The following is a 26,191-nucleotide window of genomic DNA, read 5'->3' on the forward strand; positions in this document are numbered from 1 at the left end:
ATCGCGTCTGAGTTACATCGCGTCGGGGGCCTCGATCCCGAGCAGGCCGAGTCCATCCTGCAACACCTTCCGTGTCGCTGTGCAGAGGGCGATCCGGCTTGCTCTGGTCTCGCCTTCGCTGCTCAGCACCGGGCACTGCTCGTAGAAGACGGAGAGCGCCGACGCGACGTCGTACAGGTAGGTGCAGAGTCGGTGCGGCTGGAGCGTCTCGGCGACCTGCTCGACGGTCGCGGCGAAGCCGGTGAGTAGGAGGGCGAGCCGTTGCTCGGCGGGATCTTCGAGCGTGGTGATGCTTGTTGACGGACCTGCTTTGGACAGGAGCCGGGTGAGCCGGGCGTGCGCGTACTGGAGGTACGGGCCGGTGTTGCCGGTCATCGCGACCATCCGGTCCAGGTCGAACACGTAGTCGTTGCCGCGGTCGCTCGACAGGTCGGCGTACTTGACCGCGCCGATCCCCACGGCCCGTGCGGTCGCGGCCCGGTCGACACCCTCCCGGCCGGCCAGCAGCGCGTCGGCCCGGGCGACCGCGCTCTCCAGTAGGTCGACGAGTTTGACGGTGCCGCCTTCTCTTGTTTTGAAGGGCTTTCCGTTCGGCCCGAGTACGGTGCCGAACGAGACGTGCTCGGCCGGCACGTCCAGCCAGCCGGCCGCCCTGGCCAGCGTGAAGATCATGTCGAAGTGCAGCGCCTGCCGGTGGTCAACGACGTACACGATCCGGTCGGCGTGCAACGTGCTCACCCGGTGCCGTACGGCGGCGAGGTCGGTCGCGCTGTAGCCGAATCCGCCGTCGGACTTCCGCACGATCACCGGCAGCGGATCGCCGTCGCGGCCGAGAAATCCTGGCAGGAACGCGCACATCGCGCCCTCCGACTCGGTCAGCAGGCCGTCGTCCTCCAGCTCCGCGACCACCCGCGGCAGGTCGTCGTTGTAGGCGCTCTCGCCGACGACATCCGTCCGCTCGAGGTTGCTGCCGAGCAACGCGTACACCTGGTCGAAGTCGTCCAGCGACACGTCGACCATGTGCCGCCACATCGCCCGCGTCGCCGGATCACCCGACTGCAGCGCGACGACCCGCAGCCGTGCCTTGTCCGCAAAGGTGCCGTCGGCATCGAAATGCTTCCGGCTCCGCTCGTAGAGCTGCTGCAACCCCTGCAGATTCAGCGAATCCGCGGCGAGATCCTCCTCGAGCAGCTGCTCGATCATCATCCCGTACTGCGTTCCCCAGTCGCCGACGTGGTTCTGCCGGATCACGTCGTACCCGGCGAACTCGAGCACGTTGCACAGCGCGTCGCCGATCACCGTCGACCGGAGATGGCCGACGTGCATCTGCTTCGCGACGTTGGGCTGCGAGTAGTCAACGACGACCCGCTGTCCCTTGCTGGCAAAGGTTTCCGGCTCGTTGACGGCCGTCGCCAGCGTCTGCGGCAGCAACGTGAGGTTGATGAATCCGGGTCCGGCGATCTCGGGTGTCTCGCAGAGGTCATCGACCTGCAGACACTCCACCAAGCGCGTGGCAACAGCCCGTGGCGGCAGACCTTCGGCGTTGCCGATCCGGAGCGCGAGGTTGCTCTGGTAGTGGCCGAACTCGGGCTTGGTCGCCGCCCGGAGCTCAGGGTCGTACGGCGTACCGAAGGCGGCCGTGGCGGCAGCGGACAGTCTGGCGGACAGGACAGGCAGAACTGCGGACATGACAAGGTCCTTCAGGGAGACGCGACTGGAACAGGCTGAGGTGTTCAGACAGTGCGTCGTCGTCGCAGGCTGAAGCGCACGCGCCGGGCGTGGACAGGCTTCAGGCTGATCGACATGTCAGCCATTATGCACGAAGTACGCCGACGGCGCCGGGGACCGTTCGGCCAGCGGCACGATCGCCGGTACGTCGGTCTCGCCCAGGAACACCCGCCGTACGACGCGTTCCGCCGCGCGGCCGTCGTCGAACTCGCAGAACTTCTCCCGGTACAGGTGCCGGTGCTTCGCCGCCTCGGGTGCGGCGAACGTGCCGTTCCGGAGCGCGGCGTACAGCTCCTCCGCGGACCGGGCCACCACGCCGGGCGGGAACTCGGCGACGTCGAAGTACGTGCCGCGCCGGCTGTTCTGGTCGAGGTGCAGCAGGATCGGCCGGTCGAGGTTGGCATAGTCGAACGTGATCGACGAGTAGTCGGAGATCAGGACGTCGGCCGCGAGCATCAGGTCCTCGATCCGCGGATGCTGCGACGCCACCAGCACGCGGGCGTGCGCACCCGCCGCAGCGGCCAGTTGGCGCAGGTCGACCCGGTCGGGGAGCGTCGGCGCGTAGAGAAGCACCAGGTGCGAGTCGTCGTACCCGAACCGGGCCCGGATCTCCCGGACCTCGTCGAGCGTCGCGGTCAGCAGCCGGTCGTTGCGCGGGTACCCGTACTCGAGCTCCTCGAAGTACGACGGGTAGGTGCGCTCCCAGATCTCCGAGGAGTACCGGTTCGAGGACAGGTTGAAGTCCCAGCGGTCGACCTCGCGCATCACCTCGTCCTGGCCCTCGTCCGGCAACGTCACGGTCTTCAGCGGCGTACCGTGCTGGGTCTGCAGGTGGATCTGGCCCTCGCGCTTGTCCAGGTTCTGCGGCCAGTTCATGTTGCTGACGAAGTACGTCGCCTTGCCGAGCAGCTTCTCGTACGCCGGGGACTCCGCGACGACGTACTCGACGCCCTCCGGGATCGCGCCGACGTGCTCGTTGTCGACGACCCACACGCCGCGCAGGTGCGGGGCGAGCTCGGCCGCCTTCTCGTAGATCGCGCGCGGATTGCAGGCGTACTGCTTGAACCAGTAGGCGGCGTACGCGACCAGGTTCGGGTCGAGCTTGCTGCGCCGGAGCAGCTTGCCGACCGTCTTGCGCGGCCTCGGGACCTGCAGCATCCGCGCGCTCAGCTTGAGCGTCGAGTAGGTCGCGTAGTCGTCGTGGATCAGCAGCCAGCGCTTGAACCCCCGGGCCGTCCGGTCGGCGCCGTACCCCTCGGGCTTCCAGCGCTTGGCGAAGGCGTGGGCCGCGTGGAAGAACTCGGCCCGGTCGTCGGTGTCGATCCGCTCCGGCTTGGCGAGGACCGCGAGGATGTGGTCCAGCGACCGGTCGAACGCGAACCGGCGCCAGCCGGCCAGCTCCGGGTCGGACTGGATGAACGCGTGCACCCGGTCGTACTGGTCGAAGATGTCCCACTGCCGGCGGCCGCTGGTGGCGTGGATGTTGCCGCCGGTCCGGTGCTGCCGGTAGTGCACGACGAGCCGGTCGAGCGTGGCGATCCGCTCGGCGGTCAGCATCGTCGCGTAGGTCCAGGGCGCGTCCTCGTAGAAACCGCTTGTGAACGCGAAGCCGTGCCGGGTGAGGAACTGGCGGCGGTAGGCCTTGTTCCAGACCACCTCGAGGAAGGTCAGGAAGATCGGCCGCTCGGCCGCCGTGAACACCCCGGCGCCTTCACGCGCGAACGCGTCGTGCCGCTGGCTGCCCAGCACCCGGCCGTCCCAGAAGACCCGCTCGTAGTCGAACAGCACGATGTCCGGCCCGCGGGTGTCGTCGATCCGCTGGGAGATCGCCGCCAGGGACCCCGGCGCGTAGGTGTCGTCCGCGTCCAGGAACAGCACGTACTCGCCGCGGCACTCCTTCAGACCTGCGTTCCGGGCCAGTCCGAGGCCGACGTTCTCGTCCAGGTGCAGCGCCCGGACCCGCGCGTCCGCGGCGGCGTACTCGTCCAGGATCCGGCCGGAGCCGTCCGGGTCGGCGTCGTCCACCCCGATCACCTCGAAGTCGGTGAACGACTGCCCGAGCACCGAGTCCAGGCACGGCCGCAGCCAGGCCCGCGAGGCATGACACGGGACCACGATGCTGAACTTGGGGGCCATGCCTCGTCATCTTAAGGTCAGGGCATGAGTGTTGATGTGTTCGAGCCACTGGCCGGTCTCGAGGGGGTCGGGTCGGCGGCCCAGGCGGCCCGGGACGCGGTCGACGTACTGCTCCGGGATCGTGGTCTGCGCCGGGTCGGTTCGGACATGACCGCCGAGGCCCTGTTGCGTGGCGCGCACGCCTCCGCGGCGCTGGCCGGCAGCACGGCCGGTTTGGACGAGGTACGGCGAGGTGACGCCGACGGACTGGTCTCCGGTGCGGTCCGGATGACTAGCGAGCTGATGACGCTGGCGTCGCAGGTGGACAAGGCGCCGGTGCAGGTCTGGACCAGACTGCACCAGTTGGCGGCGGCCGATCTGGTGACAGAAGACCAGTTGGGCCACCTCCGGACCAGCGCGGAACCCCTGCCCGACGACATCCCGGGACTGCCGCCCGCGCCCGGCGCCGACGAGATGTGGGAACGGCTGAGCGCCCTCGCGCAGAACCTGACCCGGCCGACGAAAGCGCCCGGTCTCGTCGTCGCGGCGATCGTCCACGCCGAGCTCGCCGTACTCCGGCCCTTCCCGGCGGCCAACGGACTCGTCGCCCGGGCCGCGGAGCGCCTGCTGTTGGTTGCCCGGGGCATCGACCCGGTGGCGGTCACGGTGCCGGAGGGTGGTCACTATGTGTTGCGGGCGACCTACGCCTCCGGCCTCACCGACTACGCAGCGCGAGGATTGACCGGGGTTCGTGATTGGTTGCTACGGTCCTGCGAGGTCGTGACAAAAGGTGCCGAGCTCTCGCCGCTGTCCACGGCGTGACTCTGCTTCTCCAGAACGTGCGAACGGCGCTCTCTGGTGAGAACGCCGTCGCTGGCACGTCGCCCTGGTTACCATGCGTGCACCTGTTTGCCGCCACAGGACGAAGCCTGGGTCGCGCTGCCCGTTTGGGATGGGCTGGTCGCCGCGTGGGTACCTGGGTTGCCGTGCAATCTCTACCGGACCCGGAGGCCCTTGTTGATTCCTTTGTACTCCTGAAACCCCTTTCTGGGAAGGGGATACGGAGTCCTACATGGAGTTGAGAACAATGAAGCCTGCTTCAGGTTTCAGCTCGTCCGGGCTCGCCTGCGAGAGGCCAGCAGCAGTGCCCCGGCGGCGATCGCCGCGACCAGACCGGCCGCCAGCGCGGGCCGTCGTACGGCGGGGAAGCGGGGCTGCACGGGCGGCTCCGCGAACTCCAGCACGGGCCAGCCGCGCTCGACCGCGACCCGGCGCAAGGCCTTGTCCGGATTGACTGCGTGGGGGTGCCCAACGGCCGCCAGCAGCGGCTCGTCGGTGATCGAATCCGAGTACCCGTAGGAGCTGGCGAGGTCGTAGCCCTCGGCCGCGGCCAGGGCCTCGATCGCGGTCACCTTGTGCGGACCGTACGCGTACTCGGCGATCTCGCCCGTGTACTTGCCGTCGGCAACAACCATCCGGGTGGCGATCACCCGGTCGGCGCCGAGCATCGCGCCGATCGGCTCCACCACCTCGGCGCCGGACGACGACACGATCACCACGTCCCGGCCGGCCGCGTGGTGCTGCTCGATCAGCTCCACCGCCTCGGCGTGGATCATCGGGCGGACGATGTGGTCCAGGGTGTCGGCGACGATCGCCTTCACCGTGGCGACGTCCCAGCCGGTGCACATCGCGGAGATGTACTCCCGCATCCGCTCCATCTGGTCGTGGTCCGCGCCGCCGAGCAGGTAGACGAACTGGGCGTAGGCGCTGCGCAGGACGGTCCGGCGGTTGATCAGGCCGCCGGCGTAGAACGGCCGGGAGAACGCCAACGTGCTCGAGCGGGCCAGAATGGTCTTGTCCAGATCGAAGAAAGCTGCCGATCGAGCGGTCCCGGGGTGCGCCATGGAGTCGAGAATAGGCAGCCGGGCGAAACGCCGGGGGACCCGGGCTTTTGCGTGGGCCGGTATCCCGTTAGACTGTTGAGCAGTGTGACAGTGGCACTGGCTGGAAGCGCCTGTCGGGCGCTACTGGCACCCGGGTGAAACCTGATCGGTTGAAATTGAACTGAGATGTGTGAATCCTGGAACCAGGGGGTAAATACCCCCTGACAGTGGCAGACTGTCGCCTCCTGAACGGCCCCCGGCTCCTCCCCCCGAGCCCGTGGCCGAAGACGGCCCCCGGTCACCCCCCCGCCGGGGGCCGTCGCCTTTCTCCCTTTCGCCAAGTACTGGTAAAGATTCTCAGCTTTCTGCGCGTGGGAGCGTTCTCACTTTATGCAGGGTCTTGACAATGTAATTGAGCGGTCACAGGTTGTAAGGCATGAAACCGCCTGCACACCGCCCCCAGGCAGCGGTCGTCATCAGCCTGCTCGCCGTTGTCATGGCCTTCCTGGTCCCCGGTCCGGCCTCCGCGGCCACCAATCTCGTCACGAACGCCGGCTTCGAGTCCGGCACGCTCTCCGGCTGGTCGTGCCCGGCCGGCGGCGTCACGACGTCCGCGCCGCACTCCGGTTCCTACGCCCTGTCGGCGACGCCGAGTTCCGGCGACATCGCCAAGTGCTCCCAGTCGATAGCGGTCCAGCCCAATACGGCGTACACGCTGTCGGCATGGGTGAAGGGATCGAACGTCTACCTCGGAGTGGACGGTGGTCCCAGTACGTGGACGACGTCGTCCGGGTGGAGCCAGCTGACCGTGCCGTTCACCACCGGTGCCTCGTCCTCCGTGACGATCTACGTGCACAGCTGGTACGCGCTCCCGGCGTACCAGGTCGACGACGTCGTACTGGACGGCCCCGGCGGCGCTCCGGACACCACGCCGCCGTCGACCCCGGGTGGTCTGGCGGTCGGCAGCCCGACCTCGAGCTCGCTGAAGCTGACCTGGTCCGCCGCGTCCGACGCGAACGGCATCGACCACTACGACGTCGTACGAGGGACCGGGGCCGCGCAAAGCGTCGGCAACGTCACCAGCTGGACCGCGACGGGTCTTTCGGCTGCCACGACGTACTCGTTCAAGGTCCGGGCGTGTGACCCCAGCGGCAACTGCTCGCCGTACGGCGCGGCGGTGTCGGGAACCACGTCCGACGGCGGCACCAATCCTCCGGTCGGCAGCCTGCCCGCCCACGTGCTCACCGGGTACTGGCAGAACTTCAACAACGGCGCGACGGTGCAGAAGATCTCCGACGTGCCGGCGGCGTACGACCTGATCGCGGTGGCCTTCGCGGACGCCGACGCGTCGAAGCCGGGCGGCATCACGTTCACCCTGGACAGCGCCGGGCTCGGTGGGTACACGGTTGCGCAGTTCAAGGCCGACATCGCGGCGAAGCAGGCGGCCGGGAAGAAGGTCATCCTGTCCGTCGGCGGTCAGAACGGCACCATCTCGGTCGCCGACCCGACGGCCGCCGCCAACTTCGCGTCGAGCGCTCTCTCGGTGCTGCGGGAGTACGGGTTCGACGGGATCGACATCGACCTGGAGAACGGGGTCAACGCGCAGTACATGGGTCAGGCGCTGCGGAGCCTGCAGAGCCAGTTCGGCAGCGGGCTGGTGATCACCATGGCGCCGCAGACGATCGACATGCAGAGCACCTCGTTCGAGTACTTCAAGCTCGCACTGGCGATCAAGGACATCCTGACCATCGTCAACGTGCAGTACTACAACTCGGGCTCGATGAACGGCTGCGACGGGCAGGTGTACTCGCAGGGCTCGGTCGACTTCATCACCGCCCAGGCCTGCATCATGCTGCAGGGCGGACTGCGGCCCGATCAGGTCGGCCTCGGCCTCCCGGCGTCGTCCAGCGCGGCCGGAAGCGGGTACGTCGCGCCGTCGGTCGTCAACAACGCACTGGACTGCCTCACCAAGGGCACCGGGTGCGGGAACTACAAGCCGAGCACTCCGTGGCCGTCGCTGCGCGGTGCGATGACCTGGTCGACCAACTGGGACGCGTCGAACGGCAACCAGTTCGCGACCCAGGTCGGCGGCCACGTCCACGCACTGCCCTGACCATGCACAACTATCGACCGGCTCCGCTGCTGGAGGCGCTCGGTGTCTGCTCGGAGGACGAGCAGCTCTACCGGGCGCTTCTGGCCCGCCCGGAGTCCACGGCGACCTCTCTGGCCTTGTCCGTCGACTGGCCGGCCAACCGCGTCAGCCGGCACCTCAGGTCACTACTGTCCCTCGGCCTGGCGTCCCGAACGCCAGGCCGGCCAGCCCGGTACGTGCCCGCTGTACCCGAGGCCGCGGTCGAGCTGCTCGCGCTGCGGAAACAGGCGGCGATCGTGGAGGCTCGACTGGGGGCTGCGGCGCTGACGGCCGAGTTCAGACAGCCCGACGCGTTCAGGGTCATCCGTGGCGCCGAGGCGATCGCCCAGCGGTTCTACCAGGCACAGCAGTGCGCACAGGACGAAGTACTCGTGCTGGACCGCCTGCCGTACGCCGTGTCCGCCCCGCACGGCGTCACGTACCGGATGATCTACGACATGGCTTCGCTGTCCGAGCCCGGCGATCTGGTCGCGGCCAGATCGTCGGGCTGCTGCCGGATGCTGCGCGACGTACCGCTGGAACTGGTCGTCGTAGATCGCCGCACGGCGCTGCTCCCGACCGGGCCGGACGTCGTCGTGGAGCTCGGGCCGTCCAGCCTCCTGGACGCGCTGCTGCGGCTGTTCGACCTGCTGTGGCGGCAGGCCAGTCCGCTGACTCCGTCGGTCTCGGAAGGGCCTTTGAGCGCCGACGACCAACAGTTGCTGTCGCTGGCAGCTGCCGGCCTGACAGACCAAGCCATCGCCCGCCGCCTCGGCGTGGCCCAACGGACCGTGGAACGCCGAATGCAGCGCATCCTCAAAGCCCTGGACGCCACCACCCGCTTCCAAGCCGGCCTCCGAGCCGGCCAACAAGGCCTACTCGTGTAGCGCCGCCCTTCTCAGTCGGTTACGTCCGCCACGGTGGCGCCTAGCGCCTTCGTGAGCGCCTCTGCATCGACGGTGATCCCGACCCCATGGTCACCGCCGCCGATCGAGATAGTGCCGGTGATCCGCTCATCCGCGATCACCGGCCACTCGCGCGTGCTCCCGAGCGGAGTGATCGTCCCGCGGACATACCCGGTGACCTCGAACGCCGTGTCCTTGTCCGGCATCGAGATCCGATTCACTCCAAGCAAGGTCCGCAGCTTCGGCCACGCGATCTCGCGATCCCCCGGCACGAGCACGAACCGGTAGTCGTCGTCCGACAGCCGCACCACGATCGTCTTGATCAGCCGCGCCGGCTCGATGCCCCGCGCTGCCGCGGCCTCCTCCAGCGAGTTCACCCGGCCGTGCCTGGTCACCTCGTAGGAGAGCCCCAACTGGTCAGCCGCGTCAGTCGCCTTGGTCACCAGCCTAGTTTTGCACCCGGCTGGGAACGTTCTTCAGCAGCAGCGCGAGCACCAGCGTCACGAGGAACAACACTCCAGCCTCGCCCGCCACCCCATTCCACTCCGCGCGGCTCCACGCCGTACCGGCAAGCCCTCCGAAGACAGAGGACCCCAGGTAGAACGAGAAGAGGTACATGCTCGACGCCTGGCCCGTTCCCACTCCGCTCGCGTGCGCCCTCGCCGGCACCCAGCCGCTGGCCACGCCGTGCACCGCGAAGAAGCCCGCGGTCATCACAGCCAGACCCAGCACGATCAACGGCAGCGGAGCCGCCAGGGTGATCGCCACACCAGCCAGCGTGATCAGGCACCCGATCGGCACCACCTTGCGCCTGCCGTAGCGATCCGCCAGCGTCCCAGCGGTGGCAGACCCAGCTGAGCCAAGCAAATAGACACAGAAGACCAGCCCGGCAGCACCGGCGCTCAGCTCGTACGGCGAACCCGACAGCCGGAACACCGCTCCGTTGTAGACAGCCACGAACGCGCCCACGGCCGTCGCAGCGATCCCGTACAGCGCGAGCAGCGCCGGGTCCCGCAGCACGCGGAAGAGGTCGTGTGGTCGTGCGGCGCTCGGGTGGAAGTTCCGCGACGCAGGCAGCAACAGCCAGACGACAGCTGCGCACAGTACGCCGACCGCGGCGATCCCGGCGGTCGCGAACCGCCACCCGCCGAGGTCAGACAACCCGCCTGCGATCAGGCGTCCCGCCATACCGCCGACCGCCGTACCCGCGATGTAGAGGCCGCTGGCCCGCGCGTGACTGTCTTGGTGCACCTCCTCGCGCAGGTACGCCATCGCGACCGCCGGGAGTCCGGCCATCGCGATTCCTTGCAGACCGCGCAGCGCGAGCAGCAGGTGCCACGTCGGCGCGAACGCACTGAGCAGCGCGAACACCGACGTCGCGGCGACCGACCAACGCATCAGATTGGTCCGGCCGAGCACCTCGGACGCCGGACCGGCGATCAGCAACGCCAGACCGAGGCCGAAGGTCGCGAAGGACACGCTGAACGCGCTCTGGCTGGGCGAGACGTGGAACGCGTCGACAAGTTGGGGCAGCAACGGCTGGGTGCTGTAGAGGAGAGCGAACGTCGCCAGCCCGGCCGCGAACAGTGCGACGGACAGCTTGCGGTACTCCGGGTCTCCGGGCAGGTACCCGGTCTGGCGGGCGACGGACTGGTGCATGTCTTCGACGGTCGCACGGCTGGAGCGATACGTAAAATGTCGATCTCAGCAGAAATCGATACGATTGCCGCATGCATGTCGAGGATCTGCGGTGGTTCGTCGTCCTCGCGGAGACCGAGCACCTCACCGAGGCGGCCGCCGCGCTGGGGACGAGTCAGCCGAACCTGTCCCGGTCGCTGCAGCGGGTCGAGCGGGCGTTCGGGGTGCCGCTGTTCGAGCGGGAGCGTCGCGGCGTACGGCTGAATCCGTACGGACGGCTGGTGCTGGAGGCGGCGCGGGCAGGGACCGCGGCGGTGGATACGGCGAAGCGCCGGATCGACGCGTTGCTCGACCCCGAGTCGGGCACGGTACGGCTCGCGTTCCTGCACTCGGTCGCGACCAGCCTGCTGCCGGACCTGCTGAAGGCCTTCCGGGCGGTGGCGCCGAACATCGGGTTCGCGCTGCGGCAGGAGCCGGCGCACGACATCGTTCAGGACCTGGACAGCGGTGAGGCCGAGATCGCGATCATCGCGCCCCGGCCGGACCCCGCACGCTTCGGCTGGCACCTGCTCGAGCGGCAGCGGCTGCATCTCCACGTGCCGCCAGGTCACGCGCTGGCCTCTCGCCGCCGGGTCGAGCTCGAGGCGGCCGAGGACGAGGCGTTCGTCGGTCTCCAGCCCGGGTTCGGCTTCCGGCGGGTGACGGACCGGCTGTGCCAGGAGGCCGGGTTCAGCCCGCAGCTGGCGTTCGAGGCCACCGACCTCGCGACGATCGACAGTCTGGTCGGTGCCGGTCTCGGTGTGGCGATCCTGCCCGCCGGTGCGGTCCGCGGGAACGACAGCGGCGCGGTCTCCGTCCCGCTGGCCGGCGTACGGGCCCGGCGGGAGATCGGGATGGCGTGGCGGCAGAGCATGCCGCTGACGCCCGCGGCCGAGCGGTTCCGGACGTTCGTCCGATCGCGCCCGGTGACGGCCAGCTGACTTTGATGACCGTGACTTCCGTAGCGTTCGTCCCAATTTCGCGGTGTCGACTTGCACAGAGAGGGCTTTCCCCCGCACCCTTTCCCTCGTGAGGAAGCGTCTGGGTTCGTTCCGGCCGAGTCGCCGGCTGCTGTTCGCGGCCGGGACCGCGGCGGCTGCGTCGACGGTCGCCGCCACCGCGGCGGAGGCGGTCCCAGGCTCCCCGGTGGCCACCTCGAGTGGGCAGCTCTCCCTCGGTGCCTACGGCTCGGGTGTGCTCGGCGCCTGGGAGCGCCAGGCGCGGGCGATCTCGAACGAGCAGCAGATCCGCAAGACCCGGGAGACCGACGGCGTCTTCATGTTCGGTGACAGCATCGGCGTCCAGGACGGGCCGGCGCTGGCCAAGCAGCTGACCCAGCTCGGGATCAGCATCGCGGTCCACAACTGGGCCGGACGTCCGGTGACGCCGGCGGTCGACGCGCTGGACCTCTGGGCACAGCAGTACGGCCTGCCGCACCGGATCCTGATGTCGGTCGGGTCCAACGACATCTTCACGCCGCCCGCCGTCGAGGCTCAGGTCGATCGGACCATGGGGATCGTCGGCGAGGAGCGGATCGTGTACTGGGTCAACGTGCAGGCGGCCCGCACCGCGCACGGCCCCGACATCAAGGTCGCGGACCAGCGCAACAGCGCCTGGATCAACCTGCAGCTCGCCGACGCCCAGCGCCGCTACGACAACCTGCGGATCGTGCACTGGGCCGAGCACCTGGCCTCCAGCCCCAACCGCCTGGCCCGCCTGCTCCGCGACGGCCTGCACCCGTCGGTCCCGCTCGGGCAGAACGCCCGCAACGGCCTGATCATCGAGGCGATCAAGGCCGGCTGAGTCGCTGAGCGTGGCTGAGTGCGGCTGAGTGCGGCCTGGTGGCCGCACCCAGCCTCGGTGTCAGAAACCTGCCGTGATGCGGGTGAAGTCCCAGTCGCCCTGGGCGATACCGCTGCAGTTGGACACCACGCCGCCGCCGGCGCAGCCGCGGTCACGGTTGACCGACCAGAACGCGAGCCGGCCGAGCCCGTTGCTCTTCGCCCAGTTGGTGATGTTCTGCCAGGTCGCGGTCGTGGTCATCTCCTGCTGGTCGGACAGACCGTTCATGCCGGAGATGCCCTGGTGCGCGTAGGCCTCCGCGGTGGACCAGCCGAAGGTGGACTTCAGCTTGTTGTTCAGGCCCGTGGACGCGCCGACCGTGTCGTTGTAGATGTTCGAGCTGCCGAAGTCGAACGGCATCAGCGTGAAGATGTCGATGTTCGCGCCGAGCTCCTTCGACCGGTCGATCAGCCGGTTGCCGTAGTACGTCGGACCCGTCGTCGACGTACCGAAGGTGAGGATGGTCTGGATCCCCGGGTTGTTCTGCTTGACGATCTTCAGCGCGTTCAGGATCCGGTCCTGGACGGCCTCGTTCTCGAACTCGTCGGAGTTCTCGATGTCGACGTCGATCGCCTTCAGGCCGTACGCGTTGATGACCTGCTGGTACGCCCCGGCGAGCGCTTCGGGCGTGCTGCAGTTCGGGCCGAGCTTGTTGCCGCTCCAGCCGCCGATCGACGGCACGATGTCGCCGCCGGCCGCACGGATCTGCGAGATCGCGGTCGCGTCGGCACTGCCCTGCAGCGGGCGGCTGCCGTCCCAGGCCGGGTTGCAGCCACCGGACGACAGGATGAACGCCATGGTGAACCACTTGATGCCGGTCGCGTTCATCACGGTCGCCGGGTTCGGCGGGTCACCCCAGCCCATGTAGAGGTACGGCGCGGCCCGCTTGGTCCCCGTGTTCCCGCCACCGGTGCCGGTGGTGACCGAGATACTGTTGCTCTTCGCACCCTCACCGGCGCTGTTGGACGCGCTGACCTGGTAGCTGTACGACGTGTTCGCCGTGAGACCGGAGTCCGTGTACGACGTTCCAGTCGGCGAACCGACCTTCGTACCGTTGCGGTACACGTTGTAGCTGGTGGCTCCGGATGTAGCGGACCAGCTCAGGTTCACCGACGTACCTGACGCTGTACCGGAGAGGCCTGTGGGAGCGCCCGGGACGGTGCCGCCACCGCCACCTGAACACGAACCGCCGTTCAAGCGGCACGCGGCGAGGCCGGGGAAGTTGCCCGGGCTGCCGTTGAAGCCGAACGAGACAGCCGCGCCGGGAGCCAGCGGACCGGCCCAGCTCGGCGGTGTGAAGGTGTGCGTCTGTCCGCTGCTGGTGTGGATGGCGTCCCACGTCGAGCTGACGGTGTAGCCGGACGGGAAGTCCAGAGCGACCGACCAGGTGCTGAGAGAGCTGGTGGTGCCGTTGGTGACGGTCACCTTGCCCTCGAAGCCGCTGCCCCAGTCGGACACTTTGGTGAAGCTGGCAGTGACACCTGCCGCGTTCGCTGCCTGTGCGGTCAGCAGGGCGATGACCACGGCCGTGACGGCCGCTATCGCCAAGGTGATGCGTTTCATGATGCTCCGATCAGTGGGCGGTACGTGATCAGACCCGGCCCCAGAGTGCGGGGACGTTCGGCGGTTCCCAGCCGACCAGGGACGTGTGGCCCTGGATGCACTTGTAGGTGACGCCGTCGTAGCTCACGAGCGCACCGGTCGCGTACGTCGTGTTCGGGGCCCACGGGGTCGCCGTACCGGGCGGTGTGGTCGGCGGCGTCGTCGGGGGTGTTGTGGGCGGTGTTGTGGGCGGTGTTGTGGGCGGTGTTGTGGGCGGTGTTGTGGGAGGGGTGGTCGGCGGCGTCGTAGGAGGCGTCGTCGGCGGAGTGGTGGGCGGTCCGCTGCAGCCCGCCGTGTCGGCGTTGACGGAGTCGACCACGTTGTTGAAGAGGGTGACTCCCGGGTCCAGCGCCTCGAGCGAGTACATCATCGCGCCGGCCAGCCCGTTGCAGTGCTGGTAGTCGGCCTTCGCCTTGATCGACTGGGCGTTGTCACCGGACCAGAACGTGCCGTTGCTGTAGAACCAGGACGACTTGGTGGCGTCGTCGAAGTGCGTGGCGGACGGGTTGTCCACGAAGCCGGTGAGCTCCTTGTAGAACGAGACCCCCGGCACGTTGCCGCTCAGCGCGTGTCCATCGGCCGGTCCGGTCGCGGTCTGGTACTTGCCGTTGTCGGTGGCCGGCACACCCTTCCATCCCCTGTAGTAGAAGGGATATCCGATGGTCAGCTTGTTCGCGGGGAACCCGCCGGGGATGCCGTACGCCGGGTCGCCGGTGGTCCACGCCTTCACCGCGGAGTCGACCGAGTACTTGCCCTGCCCCGGTGGGATCGGGTTGCTCGGATCGTTCGGCGCCGTGTAGAGCGGGTCCTGGAAGTTCGTCGGCCCGGTGGCCTCCCAGCCGCCGTGCATGTCGTACGTCATCACGTTGTTGTAGTCGAGGTACTGCCCGATCTTGTCGGTCTCGATCGTGGCGATCTTGTCCTGCCCGGCCGGGGTCGCGGCGGTCAGGTAGTACCTCTTACCGGTCTGGCTGCCGTACGCGTCCAGCTGCGCGCGGAACTCGGCCAGCAGCAACGTGAAGTTCTGCTTGTCGGCAGCGCTGTAGTGGTTGCCGACGTGGCCGTTGGGTGAACCCGGGTACTCCCAGTCGAGGTCGACACCGTCGAAGATGCCGGCCGCCGTACCGGGACCGCCGAAGCCGTCGATCACCGGCAGATCGCCCTTGAGGAACATGTTCACGCAGGAGCTGACGAAGGCCTTGCGCTTGGCGTCGGTGGAGGCGGCGTCGGAGAAGTACTTCGAGTACGTCCAGCCGCCGATCGAGATCAGGATCTTCAGGTTGGGCAGCTTCGCCTTCAGCTTCTTGAGCTGGTTGAAGTTGCCCTGGATCGGCTGGTTCCAGACGTCGCCGACGCCGTCGACGCTGATGTCCGCGCCGTACGACTTGCCGTAGTCGGCGAACGCGTCCCCGGCGCCGTCCCCGGCGTTCGGGTTGTTCTCGTCCTGCGACGCAGCCTTGTTGGCCATGAAGCAGGTGTGGTTGACCGGATCGATGTTGGCGAACGCGTAGTTCAGGAAGTCCAGCTTCGCGCCGGCTCCGGTGGTGATCAGGTTCTTGGGGTAGAAGGCATTGGCGTAGATCCCCCACTGGGTGAAGTACGCCGTCTTGACGCCGCCGCTGGTCGCCTGCGGCGCCGCGACGGCTGCGGTGGCCGTCGTGGCGTCGGGGCTTGCGAGCGAGACGCCGGCGGCGGTGATCAGGGCGGTGGCCGCGACGGTGGCTGTGGCGGCGAGCATGCGTAATCGACTCATCTGTTCCTCCGGAGCGATGGGGCGGAAGCGGTCCGGTGAAATTTAGTTAAAGACGCTTCGAAAGGAACGGTAACCGTTCCCGGCGGGTTGGTCGCGGGCTCGTCGTGGCGGGTTCCCGCTGCTGACGGAAACCCGACAATCCTTTGTCCACAAGGACCCGATCGCGTTCCCGGAAGCGGCCCGGCAACGGCATGTTCTTGGTATGGACACGAACTCACCAACCCCATCGGTGCTGATGGCAACTACCAACGAAGCCCTGCTCGACGACCTGCTCCGGCTGTCCGCGGCCGCCTCCGTCACGCCCCAGGTGGAGACTCATCTGCTCGGTCTGCGGCGCAAGTGGCCGACCTGTTCACTGGTCGTCATCGGCCGCGATCTCGCCGAGCCGCTGGCCCGCGTTCAACCCGCGCACCGGCCAGGAGTGGTCGTCGTCGGCTCGGCCGCGGACGGCGACGACCTCTACCGGTGCGCCTTCGATGTCGGCGCCGATGCCGTCTGCCGACTACCCGACGACGAGCCGCTGCTCGCCGGCAAGCTTGCGGATGCCCTGGACGGCGCCGACCGTTCCGCCGTCACCCTGGCGTTCGTCGGCGGCTGCGGGGGAGCAGGCTCGACCACCCTCGCCGCCGCGGTGGCCGTCCTCGGCAACCGGCGCGGGTTCCGCACGATGCTGATCGACGGCGACCCGCTCGGCGGCGGCGTCGAGCTTGCCCTCGGCATCGAGCACGACCCCGGCGACCGCTGGCCCAAGCTTCTCAACGCTTCCGGCCGGGTCAGCGCCGCCGCCCTCCGCTCCGCGTTGCCTTCCGTCGACGGGTTGTCAGTCCTGTCCTGGGATCAGTCGGGCGTCACAGTCCTGCCGCCGGACACGATGAGCTCGGTGATCGGGGCCGCCCAGCGCAGCACCGACCTCGTCGTCCTCGACCTGCCGCGCCGCGCGGATCCGGCCGTGGAAGAGGGATTCATCCGTTCCACAGCGACCCTGCTGGTCGTCCCGTGCGACGTCCGCTCGGTCGCAGCCGCCAAACGTCTCTCCGGCCCCCTCCGAGCCGTCGCCGGCGACCTCCGCGTCGTGGCCCGAGACTCCCGCCCCGGACTGGCGCCCACCGACGTCGCCACCCACCTCTCCTTGCCTCTAGCAACAAAACTCGGCCACGTCCGAGGCCTCGCCACCGCCATGGACCAAGGTCACCTCCCTCTCAACCCCCGAAGCTCTCTGACCCGGACCGCCACCACCCTCCTGAATCTCTTCCCTCCACCCAGCCCACTGTGAGACGGGTGCCTCCATGACCAACACCGTCGTACCTGCAGGTCTTCTCGACCGCGTCCGCAGCACTCTCGCGCTCACCGGCGCAGAGCCGACTCCCGTGCACGTAGCAGCAGCTCTCCGCGCCGGCGGCACCATCTGCGGCGACGCCATGGTCCTGGCCGTGGTCACCGCCCTGCGCCGAGAAGCCCTGGGAGCCGGCCCACTCGACAGCCTGCTCGCCGAGCCCGGCGTCACCGACATCCTCGTGAACTGCCCCGACGAGGTCTACATCGACCGCGGCCGCGGCCTCGAGTTCGTCGCCATCCGCACCGGAGACGAACCCGCCATCCGCCGCCTGGCCACCCGGCTCGCCGCAGCAGCAGGCCGCCGCCTCGACGACTCCACCCCGTACGTCGACGTCCGCCTCTCCGACGGCACCCGTTTCCACGCCGTACTGGCCCCGATCGCCGCCCCAGGAACCTGCCTGTCCCTGCGCGTCCCGTCCCGCAAGGTCTTCACCCTCGACGACCTGGTCGCCGCCGGCGCCCTCCCGCAAGCGGGCGCCGCAATCCTCCAAGATCTCCTGGACTCCCGCCTCGCCTTCCTGATCAGCGGAGGCACCGGCACCGGCAAGACAACTCTCCTCAACTCCCTGCTCTCCTTGGCGAATCCCGCCGAACGCCTGGTCCTGGTCGAAGACGCCAACGAGCTCCGCCCCGATCATCCCCACGTGGTCCGCCTCGAAGCCCGACCACCGAACATCGAAGGGACCGGCGAGATCTCCCTGCGAGACCTGGTCCGCCAAGCCCTCCGCATGCGCCCCGACCGCCTGGTCGTCGGCGAAGTCCGAGGGCCCGAAGTAGTCGACCTGCTGACCGCCCTGAACACCGGCCACGAAGGCGGCTGCGGCACCATCCACGCCAACTCTGCCTCGGACGTCCCCGCTCGTTTGGAAGCCCTAGGCGCCCTGGCAGGCCTGTCCCAGTCCGCCGTCCACAGCCAAGCAGCCTCTGCCCTGCACGCCGTGATCCACCTGACCCGAACCGCCACCGGCCACCGCCGCATCACCGAGATCCACACCCTCACGAGATCCCTCAACGGCTCCCTGACCACCCACCCCGCAGTCACCTTCCACCCCGACGACACCCTCACCCTGCACCCGCCGTCCCACGTCTTCACCAAGCCCGCTCACGCAACCCCCGCAGGTGCCGCATGACCCCAGCCGCCGTCGCCGCATTGCTAACCCTCGTCACCTGCACGTTCGCCCTCCCGCCCCGATCCCCAGGCCTCCACCGCCTGACACCTCCAGCAACCCGCCCCCAGCGAACCCGCCACTACCTCAGCTCCCGCATCTTGCTCCTGGCCCCACCAGCCGCAGTAGCCACCGCTCTGCTAGGCACCCAAGCCCTCGTCACCGCTCTGGCAACGGCCGCCATCCTCGCCCTGATCGCCCACCAACGAGCCCACCACCGACAACAGAAATCGATCGCAACCCGACGAGCCAACATCATCGAAGCCCTCGACGTACTCTCCGCCGACCTCACCGCCGGACGCCCACCCATCGCCGCCCTGGAAGGTGCCGCCTCCATCAGCCCCGACTTCGAACTACCCCACGCCGCAGCCAAACTCGGCGCCGACGTCCCCGCCGCCCTGACCCGAGCCTCCCGCCGCCCCGGCGCAACCAGCCTCCGCGCCCTGGCCGCAGCTTGGCGCGTCACCGAAGAATCCGGTGCCGCCTTCGCCACCCTCACCGAACGCCTCGCCGACCATCTCCGAGCCGACGAAGCAATCCACCGCCAAACCGAATCCAGCCTCGCCGGCGCCCGCTCCACCGCCCGAATCCTCGCCACCCTCCCAGCCTTCGGCATAACCCTCGGCTACCTCCTAGGAGCCCACCCCCTCACCTTCCTCACCACCACCCCACCCGGCTGGCTCTGCCTAACCACAGGCCTAGCCCTTACCGCAACCGGCCTCCACTGGACCACCCAACTCTCCACCCCGCGAGACTCCGGATGCTCCACGCCCTGATCGCAGCCACAGCTGTTGCCCTAAGCATCTATTTCCTGATCCCGCCCCACCCCAACCTCCGCCGACTGACCCCACCGCAACCTCGCGCCCGCACCCAGTCCCCGCGATCCCACCGGCTAGCCGCAACCGCCGCGTCCCTCGCCGCACTCACGCTCATCGGCCTCCCCTGGGGCCTACTCCCAGCCGCGATCGCGTACTACGCCATCCCCCGAGCCCTCTCCCGCCTAGAACCAGCCACCACCAAACACCGCAACGCCCGCATAGCCCGAGACCTCCCACTAGCGATCGATCTCCTGACTGCCTGCCTCCGAGCCGGCCGCCCACCCCAACATGCCCTGACCCTCGTAGCCGAAGCTCTCCCCGGCCCTCTAGCCGACGTCTTCACCAAGATCGCCCACCACCTGGCGCTAGGAGCCGACCCAACCACCGCCTGGGCCCACCTACGCACCGAACCATCCTGCGCTCCCATGGCACGCGCCATCACCCGCTCACTCCGCTCCGGAGCCCCACTCTCCAAAACCCTCGAACACCTAGCCGACGAAACCCGCCGATCCCACCACCACACCGCCGACCAACAAGCCCGAGCCGCAGAATCCCGAGCCACCCTCCCCCTAGGCCTCTGCTTCCTCCCCGCCTTCGTACTCCTCTCAATCGTCCCAACCATCGCCGACGCCCTGATCCCCAACCTCCTCCACCCCTAACAGCCCGCCATCCGCTGAAGCCTTTATCCACAGCCCAGAATTCCTTTGAAAAAAGGCGATCCCACAACGGCACGTTTATCGACAACCCCTCGCAGCGCCCCAGCCCACCCGCAGGAGGCCCAAATGCCCAACTCCGCACTGGCCACCACCAACCAGCCACGCCCCACCCAAGCCACCCCGCGCCCCGTCCCCCGCAGCCAACTGGAGCTCAGCACCCCTGACACCAGCACCCGCGTGCGTCGCACACGCCTCACCCCTTTCCGGGCCCTCCGCCCCCGCGGCGCAGCCAAGATCCGTCGCACGACAGAACTCAGCCTCCTCCGCCAACCGGGAGCTGACCGCACCCGCAGCACAGGCATCAGACGCCTTTACAGCAAAGGCATAAACCGCCTCCGCCACCGCGCAGAACGCGGAGCCGTAACCGCCGAATACGCCATCATGATCGTCGGCGCCTGCGCCATCGGCGGCGTCCTGGTAGCCCTCCTCAGATCCCCCGCCATGCAGAACGCCCTCAAATCGATCATCAACTACGGCCTGAAACTCGCCGGCGTAGAAGGCGTACACCTCTGACCCACCCGCCCTCCCCGGCGCACACCTGCGGGCGGCCATCCGACGCCGTCAAGCCGACACCCCCTCAATCCGGCGGCCGGTCGATGCCCCCTCCACGACCGGCCGCCACCCAAAGGACCCCCCATGCCCCACCACCAAGCCGCGCCGCCCCCGCAAACCCCCACCACACAACCCACAGCACCCCACCCCACCCCCACAGCCCGACCCGAGCCCGTGGTTCGGGCTGGTCGTGGGGTTCGAAGCGAGAGCGGGGCTGTTACGGCTGAGATGGCGTTGGCGCTTCCTGTGCTGGTTTCTCTTCTGCTGTTGGGGATCTGGTCTGTCGGTCTCGTCGTGCTGAACATCCGCTGCATCGACGCCGCCCGCGACGTAGCTCGGGCTGTCGCACGTGGTGAGTCGGTCGATCAGGCAAAGGCGATCGGTCACCGCACCGTGCCCGCCGGGACGATCGTCATCCATCGCGACGCATCAGACATCCAAGTGACAGTCACCGCCACTCCCGCCCACAAACCACCCCTCCTCGACTTCCTGTCTCCCACCCGCCTGACAGCAACCGCCACCCTCCAAGCGGAACCGGACACGCCATGACCCGCACCGAACGAGGCAGTGCCACACTCCACACCCTCTTCGCCGCCATGCTCCTCTTCACAGCCGTAACCGCAGCAATCCTCTGGTCAGCGATCTCGACCGCCCGCCACAAACTCACCGCCGCAGCCGACCTAACCGCCCTAAGCGCCGCCCAGTCCCTCGCCACAGACCAATCCCTCGAGACCGCATCACTCGGCACCGGTCAGTCCCGCGGAACCGCTCAGTCCCGCGGAACCGCTCAGTCCCTCCGCGCTGCCCTGCCCGTCGGCTCCAACGGGCAGCTGGAATCTCCTGAGCAGTCTGAGGGCAACGCGCTGCCCGCGGCACCGTGTGTGACGGCAGAGCGGATCGCGGTGCTCAACAAGGTGCGGCTGGCTGAGTGTGTTGTCGCGGCCGGCGCCGTGACTGTTGAAGTGGCGCTTGAGCTAGACCTCCGCGTGACGCGTCCGACTCTGACCGCGGCGGCGCGTGCCGGGCCGTTGTGATCTCGTCTCGTCAACCACTCGTTGCGCGCTCGGTTCTGGTGTGATCGCGATCTGGTCGCAATCTGGTAGAGATGCCGCGTTGATGTGGACGACGTACGGGAGGGCGCTCCATGATCGGGAACCGAGTACAGCTCATCTTCCCGGACGTACTTCCCCGACGCCCGGTCGGTTACCTCGGAGGCTCGTTTGCCCAACCGGATTCGGCTGCTGCTGGTCGACGACCAGATCCTCAGCCGAGGCTTGCTTCGCAGCGGTCTCGAGCGCGAGCGCGATCTGGAGATCGTTGCCGAGCTCAACCGATCTGACGATGTCGTCGGTGCGGCCAAGCGGCACCGCGCGAACGTCGCGCTGGTCGATGCGGGCGGTCCGGGCAGCGACAGCATCACCGTCACGACCAGGTTGCGTACGTCGATGCCGGAGTGCCGGGTCGTGATGCTCACGACGTACGGTCGGCCGGTGCATCTGCGTCGCGGGCTCGATGCCGGGGCGAAGGGTTTCGCGTTGAAGGGCAGTCCGGTGCCGCAGCTGGCGGATGCGGTACGGCGGGTGCACCTTGGTCTGCGCGTGGTCGACGCGAACCTCGCGGCCGAGAACCTCAGGTACTCCGAGACTCCGTTGAACGCGGACGAGACCGACACACTGCGCGCGGCGCGCGACGGTGGATCGGTTGCCGTCATGGCGCAGGAACTCGACGTGTCCGAGCGGGTCGTCCGTACCCGGCTCTGGTCGGCGATCGGTAAGACCGGCGCACACACCCGCTCCGACGCCGTCGACATCGCGGAACGAAACGGCTGGCTCCTCGACTAGGCCCCGAGCCCAGGACCGGGCAACGCCGGCCCGAGCCGCGAAGTCCGCGGCTCGCCGGAGGTTGGTGGTCGTGGTGGGTCGGTGGCTGTGGGTGGGTTAGGCGGTGAGGCGTGCACCGCCATCTGTTTCGATGACGGTTCCGGTGATGTTGGGGTTGGTGGCCAGTAGCACGATTGCCTCGGCGATGTCCGAGGCCGTGGCGATCTGCTTGACGGGCAAGCTTTCGGCTGCCTGCTTGAAGAAAGCGGTTCGTGCCTCAGGGGCGAGTCCGTCCCACCAGGGTGTGTCGACGTAACCGGGCGAGACGGCGTTCACGCGGACAGGCGCCAGTTCGGCGGCAAGTGGCTGGATGAGGCCTTCGATGGCGGCGTTGAGGGATCCGATTCCGGCCGTTCCGGGCATGGCGGCTCGTGCGGTGACTGCGCCGACGAGCGTGATCGAGGCGTCCGCAGTGAGGTGGGCGAGCGTGGCCTGGAGCGCGATGAGCGTTGGCCAGTACTTCTCATCGAACGCCTGCCGCAGGCCGTCCAGGGGAAGGTCGCTGAGCGGACCGGCCCCGCCGCTGCCCGCGAGGGTGATGACCAGGTGGCGGATCGGGCCGATGCTCGCTGCGAGCGCAGCGACCGCCTCGGCGTCGGCCGCGTCGAGAACGTGTCCCTGGACCTCGCCGGGTACGGCGGCATCGATGGCCGTCATCGCCTTCTCCAAGCGTTCGGGGTTGCGGCCGGCGATGTGGACCACGCCTCCCCGACGGGCCAGTTGCTCGGCGACCGCCAGGCCGATCCCCGACGTGCCACCGATGACAAGTGCTGAAGACATGCTGACTCCTCAATTCGAGACGTTGCGTCTCGCCAACGGTAGCACTATTTCTAGACGTTGCGTCTCGTTAGGGCTAGGGTGAGGCTCATGAGCAGTGCTACGACGCCCGCTCGTGGCCGCAGGCGTAGCGAGCAGACCAGACTCGCGATCCTCACAGCGGCCTACGAGCTCACCACCGAGGTCGGCTACCCAGATCTCACGATCGAAGGCATCGCCGCCCGCGCCGGAGCGGGCAAGCAGACCGTGTACCGCTGGTGGCCCACCAAGGCAGACGTCTTGCTCGAAGCCTTGGCGCTCAAGGCCGATCTGAAGGTCTCGACGGCGGATCAGGGCTCGTTCGAGGCTGAGCTGGACGCGTTCCTGCAGGACTCCGCGGCCCTGATGGCGTTCCCAGGCGTGGCTCCCGTCCTGCGCTCCTTGATGGCCGAGGCGCAGCGCGACGCCGACTTCCGCCGGCGCTTCCGCGATGGTTTCCTGCTCAAGCGCAGGGCGGCGCTCGAGACCATCGTGGAGCGCGCCGCGGCACGTGGCGACAAGCCCGATCGTCTGACCGGCGCATTCGCCGCCGACGTGGTGTTCGGTCTGATCTGGTACCGGATTCTCGCCACCGAGCGCTTGCTCGACGAAGACGACATCGCCGCCCTCGAGCAACTGCTGACCGAACACCCTGGGAAGGAGTAGGGATGCCCGAACGGGTCATCGTCGTCACCGGAGCAACCGACGGTCTGGGGCGGTCGCTCAGCAGCGCGCTGGCACACGAACCCGCGACACGTCTCATCCTCCATGGGCGGGACCAAGCTCGGCTCGACGATCTGGCCGGCTCGCTGGCCGATGCGCAAGCGTCGATCCAGACAGTCCGAGCTGACTTCTCCGAGCTGGCGCAGGTACATCGCGTGGCCGACGAGATCGCCGGGCTGTCCGATCACCTCTCTGTGCTGGTCAACAACGCCGGCATCGGTGCCGGCGAACCCGAGGGGTCGGACCGTCGAGTCACCGTCGACGGGAACGAGCTCCGCTTCGCGGTCAACCATCTCGCTCCGTTCGCCCTGACCCAGCATCTCCTGCCGCTGCTCGACCGCGGTGCGCCCGCACGCATCGTCAACGTCGCCTCGATCGGCCAGAGCCCGATCGATCTCGAGGATCCGTCGCTCGAACACGGTTATACCGGCGTGCGCGCCTACGGTCAGTCCAAATTGGCGATGATCACCACCGGATTCGTGCTCGCCGGCCGACTCGACCCCCAGCGCGTCACTGTCAACGCCTTACACCCGGCCACGTACATGCCGACCAAGATGGTCATGGACTCGGTCGGGTACAGCATCGACTCCCTCGAAACAGGACTGAACGCGACCTTGCGTCTCATCCTCGCCCCCGAACTCGAAGGCGTCACCGGGCAGTTCTACGACCGCACCAGCGTCGCTCGGGCTCACCCGGACGCCTACAACGCCAGGATCCAACAGCAGGTCTGGGACCTCAGTACGAGACTCACCATGCAACCCGCCTGAACCCGAGTTCCAACCAGACCGCACGACACCGTTGGCGCCGTCATGACCCGCGCCAGCTGGATGCCGTCGCTGGTGTGCATGGAGGGGCAGACTGGCGGGGTGGATGGTGGACGGAGTCAGGTCGTTGTCGTTGATGCTGCGAACGTTGTCGGGTCACGCCCGGACGGGTGGTGGCGGGATCGGGTTGGTGCGGCTCGGCGGTTGCTGACCCGGCTGACGGCGTTGCAAGAGCGGTTGCGTGACACGGACCTCGTCGTCGTGCTGGAGGGCGCTGCGTGCCGGGCGGTGTCGGGGGATGGCGCGCCTGAGACCGGTCACGTTCGGGTGGTGCTGGCGTCGGGTTCCGGTGACGACACCATCGTGAGTGTGACGGCGGAGGTCGTTGCGCAGTCACAGCATCCAGCCGTCACTGTTGTCACCGCGGACCGCGGCCTGCGGCAGCGAGTCGAACCCATCGGCGCGACCACCACTGGCCCTCGCTGGCTCCTGGACCAACTGGACGCCCTGTCCGACTAGGTGCAGGTGGACAGGAGCTTGCCGGTGTGAGTGATGAGGAGATGCGGCCCGGGGCTGGCGGGGAGGTGAGCTCTGTCGGTGCGTATGGCGTGGCGGGTGCCGTCGGGGGAGATGACCAGCGAGTTAGCGGCGTCGAGGGCGATGAGTTCGTCGTCGGCGCGGACCAGGACGGGGGCGGTGTAGGACCACGACAGGGCGGTACGGCCGGCCGCTAGGGCTTCGAGGGTGGCGGCGGGGAGTTCGTCGGGGCCTTCGGCGGAAGCGTCCACGGCGATCCAGGTCGTGGGCGAGCCGGGTGGCGTGATGGACGTCGGGTTGTGCCAGTCGCTGCCGCCGATGGGCGTCGTGCCTTCGAGGCCCCAGGCCTGCCACCACGCGATGGGCCCGCCCCAGGTGTGGTCCAGCCAGGAGGAGTGCCAGATCTCAGCGAGCGGTGGGTGCTCGGGGAGCGGGTGGCGCCAGGAGCAGTCGCCGCCGAGCGGATGGTTGATCGAGAGGAGACCCCCGCGGTTGGCGACCTCACCCACCCACGTAGCAGCGGGTTGGCGGAAGTCGATCGGGCCGATGGCGCCGAAGGCGTTGGCGTGGCCGGTGTCGGTGGTGACTTCCTGGCCGGGGATGAGGCCGAGGCCGAAGCGTTTGCTGAGCGAGGGGAGTTCGGCGTGGTGGGAGACGGTGTTGTGGTCGGTGACAGCCAGTACGTCGAGGCCGGCCGACAGACCGAGTGCGGCGAGGTTCGCGATCGGGGTCGAGCCGTCGGAGTGGAGGGAGTGAGCGTGGAAGTCGCCCGCGATCCACTTCAGGCCGGGGGATGCGGGGAGAGTACGGCGCGGTGGTCGCGCGGGTACGGCGATTGCGGCCGAGGCGTCGGCGTACTCCGTGAGGCCGGGGATGGTGTCGACTGGGCCGGTGACTGCTTCGACGAGGAGCTCAACGCCTTCGACCGGTACTCGGTGGAGGCCGAGGACGACCCACCAGGTGCCTGGTTCGAGTTCCCCGGTTACGTAGCCGGGGGTGGCCGCCTCCGGGGTGATCGCGAAGGTTTGACGAGCGCCGCCGGACCACCCGCGCCACCCGGCCGCGCCTTCGCAGCCGATGTCGATGACGGCGCCTTCGACCGGCGGGACGGTGAGGGTGACGAGCAGGCCTGGGCAGTCGGCCGGGATGTCGACCGGCAGCGAATGCCAGACCGACTCGGCGCGGTCGTCGAGTGTCCAGCGCCGACGGTACGACGTGACAGCCATCAGGCGATCTCCCAGCGCACGAACGAACTCCTGCTCACGAACG

Annotated in this window: 25 protein-coding genes; 16 read left to right on the forward strand and 9 right to left on the reverse strand. The window is 68.4% G+C overall.

The window, feature by feature from the left end; genetic code table 11:
- Positions 1-12: 12 nt before the first annotated feature.
- Positions 13-1,689, reverse strand: coding sequence for an arginine--tRNA ligase (argS, locus tag E0H50_RS25725; RefSeq protein ID WP_131292969.1), 1,677 nt, complete (start codon positions 1,687-1,689; stop codon positions 13-15).
- 117 nt (positions 1,690-1,806) lie between these two features.
- On the reverse strand, positions 1,807-3,864 hold the full coding sequence (locus tag E0H50_RS25730) for a bifunctional glycosyltransferase/CDP-glycerol:glycerophosphate glycerophosphotransferase (RefSeq protein ID WP_131292971.1): 2,058 nt from the start codon (positions 3,862-3,864) through the stop codon (positions 1,807-1,809).
- 24 nt (positions 3,865-3,888) lie between these two features.
- Between E0H50_RS25730 and E0H50_RS25735 the strand changes: the two genes are divergently transcribed.
- On the forward strand, positions 3,889-4,665 hold the full coding sequence (locus E0H50_RS25735; RefSeq protein WP_131292973.1) for a Fic family protein: 777 nt from the start codon (positions 3,889-3,891) through the stop codon (positions 4,663-4,665).
- 284 nt (positions 4,666-4,949) lie between these two features.
- On the opposite strand, the gene E0H50_RS25740 is transcribed toward E0H50_RS25735, so the two are convergent.
- On the reverse strand, positions 4,950-5,747 hold the full coding sequence (locus E0H50_RS25740) for an HAD family hydrolase (RefSeq protein WP_131292975.1): 798 nt from the start codon (positions 5,745-5,747) through the stop codon (positions 4,950-4,952).
- Between the two features lie 415 nt (positions 5,748-6,162).
- Between E0H50_RS25740 and E0H50_RS25745 the strand changes: the two genes are divergently transcribed.
- Positions 6,163-7,839: a chitinase gene (locus E0H50_RS25745; RefSeq protein WP_131292977.1), complete on the forward strand. Its 1,677-nt coding sequence runs from the start codon at positions 6,163-6,165 to the stop codon at positions 7,837-7,839.
- Positions 7,840-7,841: 2 nt separating this feature from the next.
- On the forward strand, positions 7,842-8,744 hold the full coding sequence (locus tag E0H50_RS25750; protein WP_131292979.1) for a helix-turn-helix transcriptional regulator: 903 nt from the start codon (positions 7,842-7,844) through the stop codon (positions 8,742-8,744).
- Between the two features lie 11 nt (positions 8,745-8,755).
- Here E0H50_RS25750 and E0H50_RS25755 read toward each other — a convergent pair whose 3' ends face one another.
- Both E0H50_RS25755 and E0H50_RS25760 read right to left on the reverse strand, forming a co-directional pair.
- Positions 8,756-9,205: an aminoacyl-tRNA deacylase gene (locus E0H50_RS25755; RefSeq protein ID WP_131466647.1), complete on the reverse strand. Its 450-nt coding sequence runs from the start codon at positions 9,203-9,205 to the stop codon at positions 8,756-8,758.
- A 4-nt stretch (positions 9,206-9,209) separates the two neighbouring features.
- On the reverse strand, positions 9,210-10,421 hold the full coding sequence (locus tag E0H50_RS25760; protein WP_131292983.1) for an MFS transporter: 1,212 nt from the start codon (positions 10,419-10,421) through the stop codon (positions 9,210-9,212).
- 71 nt (positions 10,422-10,492) lie between these two features.
- On the opposite strand from E0H50_RS25760, the gene E0H50_RS25765 reads away from it, so the two are divergent.
- Together E0H50_RS25765 and E0H50_RS25770 are read left to right on the forward strand one after the other, a co-directional pair.
- Positions 10,493-11,380 carry a LysR family transcriptional regulator gene (locus E0H50_RS25765; protein ID WP_131292985.1) on the forward strand — a complete coding sequence of 296 codons (888 nt, stop codon included), beginning with the start codon at positions 10,493-10,495 and terminating at the stop codon, positions 11,378-11,380.
- An 88-nt stretch (positions 11,381-11,468) separates the two neighbouring features.
- Positions 11,469-12,242, forward strand: coding sequence for an SGNH/GDSL hydrolase family protein (locus E0H50_RS25770; RefSeq protein WP_238151209.1), 774 nt, complete (start codon positions 11,469-11,471; stop codon positions 12,240-12,242).
- Between the two features lie 60 nt (positions 12,243-12,302).
- Here E0H50_RS25770 and E0H50_RS25775 read toward each other — a convergent pair whose 3' ends face one another.
- Positions 12,303-13,844 carry a glycoside hydrolase family 18 protein gene (locus E0H50_RS25775; RefSeq protein ID WP_131292987.1) on the reverse strand — a complete coding sequence of 514 codons (1,542 nt, stop codon included), beginning with the start codon at positions 13,842-13,844 and terminating at the stop codon, positions 12,303-12,305.
- A gap of 28 nt (positions 13,845-13,872) precedes the next feature.
- Complete coding sequence (locus tag E0H50_RS25780; protein ID WP_131292989.1) at positions 13,873-15,636, reverse strand: glycosyl hydrolase family 18 protein; 1,764 nt, start codon at positions 15,634-15,636, stop codon at positions 13,873-13,875.
- A 202-nt stretch (positions 15,637-15,838) separates the two neighbouring features.
- On the opposite strand from E0H50_RS25780, the gene ssd reads away from it, so the two are divergent.
- The 8 genes from ssd to E0H50_RS25815 all read left to right on the forward strand — a co-directional run bounded on the left by ssd (position 15,839) and on the right by E0H50_RS25815 (position 22,064).
- Complete coding sequence (ssd, locus tag E0H50_RS25785; RefSeq protein ID WP_131292991.1) at positions 15,839-16,909, forward strand: septum site-determining protein Ssd; 1,071 nt, start codon at positions 15,839-15,841, stop codon at positions 16,907-16,909.
- Between the two features lie 13 nt (positions 16,910-16,922).
- On the forward strand, positions 16,923-18,101 hold the full coding sequence (locus E0H50_RS25790; protein ID WP_131292993.1) for a TadA family conjugal transfer-associated ATPase: 1,179 nt from the start codon (positions 16,923-16,925) through the stop codon (positions 18,099-18,101).
- Positions 18,098-18,913: a type II secretion system F family protein gene (locus E0H50_RS25795; RefSeq protein WP_131292995.1), complete on the forward strand. Its 816-nt coding sequence runs from the start codon at positions 18,098-18,100 to the stop codon at positions 18,911-18,913. The genes E0H50_RS25790 and E0H50_RS25795 overlap by 4 nt, the downstream gene beginning before the upstream one ends.
- Positions 18,898-19,614 carry a type II secretion system F family protein gene (locus E0H50_RS43915; RefSeq protein ID WP_238151210.1) on the forward strand — a complete coding sequence of 239 codons (717 nt, stop codon included), beginning with the start codon at positions 18,898-18,900 and terminating at the stop codon, positions 19,612-19,614. Before E0H50_RS25795 ends, E0H50_RS43915 begins: the two co-directional genes overlap by 16 nt.
- 123 nt (positions 19,615-19,737) lie before the next feature.
- Positions 19,738-20,184, forward strand: a complete 447-nt coding sequence (locus tag E0H50_RS43510) for a DUF4244 domain-containing protein (protein WP_202868334.1) — start codon at positions 19,738-19,740, stop codon at positions 20,182-20,184.
- Between the two features lie 123 nt (positions 20,185-20,307).
- On the forward strand, positions 20,308-20,772 hold the full coding sequence (locus E0H50_RS25810; RefSeq protein ID WP_131292997.1) for a TadE family type IV pilus minor pilin: 465 nt from the start codon (positions 20,308-20,310) through the stop codon (positions 20,770-20,772).
- Positions 20,769-21,257, forward strand: coding sequence for a pilus assembly protein TadG-related protein (locus E0H50_RS44550; protein WP_420323257.1), 489 nt, complete (start codon positions 20,769-20,771; stop codon positions 21,255-21,257). Before E0H50_RS25810 ends, E0H50_RS44550 begins: the two co-directional genes overlap by 4 nt.
- 186 nt (positions 21,258-21,443) lie before the next feature.
- Complete coding sequence (locus tag E0H50_RS25815) at positions 21,444-22,064, forward strand: response regulator transcription factor (protein ID WP_131292999.1); 621 nt, start codon at positions 21,444-21,446, stop codon at positions 22,062-22,064.
- Positions 22,065-22,160: 96 nt separating this feature from the next.
- Here E0H50_RS25815 and E0H50_RS25820 read toward each other — a convergent pair whose 3' ends face one another.
- Positions 22,161-22,883 carry an SDR family oxidoreductase gene (locus E0H50_RS25820; RefSeq protein WP_131293001.1) on the reverse strand — a complete coding sequence of 241 codons (723 nt, stop codon included), beginning with the start codon at positions 22,881-22,883 and terminating at the stop codon, positions 22,161-22,163.
- Between the two features lie 87 nt (positions 22,884-22,970).
- Here E0H50_RS25820 and E0H50_RS25825 point away from each other — a divergent pair, with 87 nt between their 5' ends.
- The 3 genes from E0H50_RS25825 to E0H50_RS25835 all read left to right on the forward strand — a co-directional run bounded on the left by E0H50_RS25825 (position 22,971) and on the right by E0H50_RS25835 (position 24,904).
- On the forward strand, positions 22,971-23,564 hold the full coding sequence (locus E0H50_RS25825) for a TetR/AcrR family transcriptional regulator (protein WP_131293003.1): 594 nt from the start codon (positions 22,971-22,973) through the stop codon (positions 23,562-23,564).
- A 2-nt stretch (positions 23,565-23,566) separates the two neighbouring features.
- Positions 23,567-24,388, forward strand: coding sequence for an SDR family NAD(P)-dependent oxidoreductase (locus tag E0H50_RS25830; RefSeq protein WP_131293005.1), 822 nt, complete (start codon positions 23,567-23,569; stop codon positions 24,386-24,388).
- Positions 24,389-24,487: 99 nt separating this feature from the next.
- Positions 24,488-24,904 carry an NYN domain-containing protein gene (locus E0H50_RS25835; RefSeq protein ID WP_238151211.1) on the forward strand — a complete coding sequence of 139 codons (417 nt, stop codon included), beginning with the start codon at positions 24,488-24,490 and terminating at the stop codon, positions 24,902-24,904.
- Here E0H50_RS25835 and E0H50_RS25840 read toward each other — a convergent pair.
- Positions 24,901-26,148 carry a CehA/McbA family metallohydrolase gene (locus tag E0H50_RS25840; RefSeq protein ID WP_131293007.1) on the reverse strand — a complete coding sequence of 416 codons (1,248 nt, stop codon included), beginning with the start codon at positions 26,146-26,148 and terminating at the stop codon, positions 24,901-24,903. The genes E0H50_RS25835 and E0H50_RS25840 overlap by 4 nt on opposite strands.
- Positions 26,149-26,191: the final 43 nt, after the last annotated feature.

Source organism: Kribbella sindirgiensis, assembly GCF_004331435.1.
GTDB lineage: Bacteria > Actinomycetota > Actinomycetes > Propionibacteriales > Kribbellaceae > Kribbella > Kribbella sindirgiensis.

Excerpts from the sequence above, each read along its gene's own strand:
- E0H50_RS25780 (WP_131292989.1), bottom strand. The coding sequence starts at position 15,636 with ATGAGTCGATTACGCATGCTCGCCGCCACAGCCACCGTCGCGGCCACC.
- argS (WP_131292969.1), bottom strand. The coding sequence starts at position 1,689 with ATGTCCGCAGTTCTGCCTGTCCTGTCCGCCAGACTGTCCGCTGCCGCC.
- E0H50_RS25735 (WP_131292973.1), top strand. The coding sequence starts at position 3,889 with ATGAGTGTTGATGTGTTCGAGCCACTGGCCGGTCTCGAGGGGGTCGGG.
- E0H50_RS25740 (WP_131292975.1), bottom strand. The coding sequence starts at position 5,747 with ATGGCGCACCCCGGGACCGCTCGATCGGCAGCTTTCTTCGATCTGGAC.
- E0H50_RS25820 (WP_131293001.1), bottom strand. The coding sequence starts at position 22,883 with ATGTCTTCAGCACTTGTCATCGGTGGCACGTCGGGGATCGGCCTGGCG.
- ssd (WP_131292991.1), top strand. The coding sequence starts at position 15,839 with ATGGACACGAACTCACCAACCCCATCGGTGCTGATGGCAACTACCAAC.
- E0H50_RS44550 (WP_420323257.1), top strand. The coding sequence starts at position 20,769 with ATGACCCGCACCGAACGAGGCAGTGCCACACTCCACACCCTCTTCGCC.
- E0H50_RS25760 (WP_131292983.1), bottom strand. The coding sequence starts at position 10,421 with ATGCACCAGTCCGTCGCCCGCCAGACCGGGTACCTGCCCGGAGACCCG.
- E0H50_RS25745 (WP_131292977.1), top strand. The coding sequence starts at position 6,163 with ATGAAACCGCCTGCACACCGCCCCCAGGCAGCGGTCGTCATCAGCCTG.
- E0H50_RS25840 (WP_131293007.1), bottom strand. The coding sequence starts at position 26,148 with ATGGCTGTCACGTCGTACCGTCGGCGCTGGACACTCGACGACCGCGCC.
- E0H50_RS25810 (WP_131292997.1), top strand. The coding sequence starts at position 20,308 with ATGCCCCACCACCAAGCCGCGCCGCCCCCGCAAACCCCCACCACACAA.
- E0H50_RS25795 (WP_131292995.1), top strand. The coding sequence starts at position 18,098 with ATGACCCCAGCCGCCGTCGCCGCATTGCTAACCCTCGTCACCTGCACG.
- E0H50_RS25750 (WP_131292979.1), top strand. The coding sequence starts at position 7,842 with ATGCACAACTATCGACCGGCTCCGCTGCTGGAGGCGCTCGGTGTCTGC.
- E0H50_RS43915 (WP_238151210.1), top strand. The coding sequence starts at position 18,898 with ATGCTCCACGCCCTGATCGCAGCCACAGCTGTTGCCCTAAGCATCTAT.
- E0H50_RS25830 (WP_131293005.1), top strand. The coding sequence starts at position 23,567 with ATGCCCGAACGGGTCATCGTCGTCACCGGAGCAACCGACGGTCTGGGG.
- E0H50_RS25775 (WP_131292987.1), bottom strand. The coding sequence starts at position 13,844 with ATGAAACGCATCACCTTGGCGATAGCGGCCGTCACGGCCGTGGTCATC.
- E0H50_RS25730 (WP_131292971.1), bottom strand. The coding sequence starts at position 3,864 with ATGGCCCCCAAGTTCAGCATCGTGGTCCCGTGTCATGCCTCGCGGGCC.
- E0H50_RS25765 (WP_131292985.1), top strand. The coding sequence starts at position 10,493 with ATGCATGTCGAGGATCTGCGGTGGTTCGTCGTCCTCGCGGAGACCGAG.
- E0H50_RS43510 (WP_202868334.1), top strand. The coding sequence starts at position 19,738 with ATGCCCAACTCCGCACTGGCCACCACCAACCAGCCACGCCCCACCCAA.
- E0H50_RS25825 (WP_131293003.1), top strand. The coding sequence starts at position 22,971 with ATGAGCAGTGCTACGACGCCCGCTCGTGGCCGCAGGCGTAGCGAGCAG.
- E0H50_RS25790 (WP_131292993.1), top strand. The coding sequence starts at position 16,923 with ATGACCAACACCGTCGTACCTGCAGGTCTTCTCGACCGCGTCCGCAGC.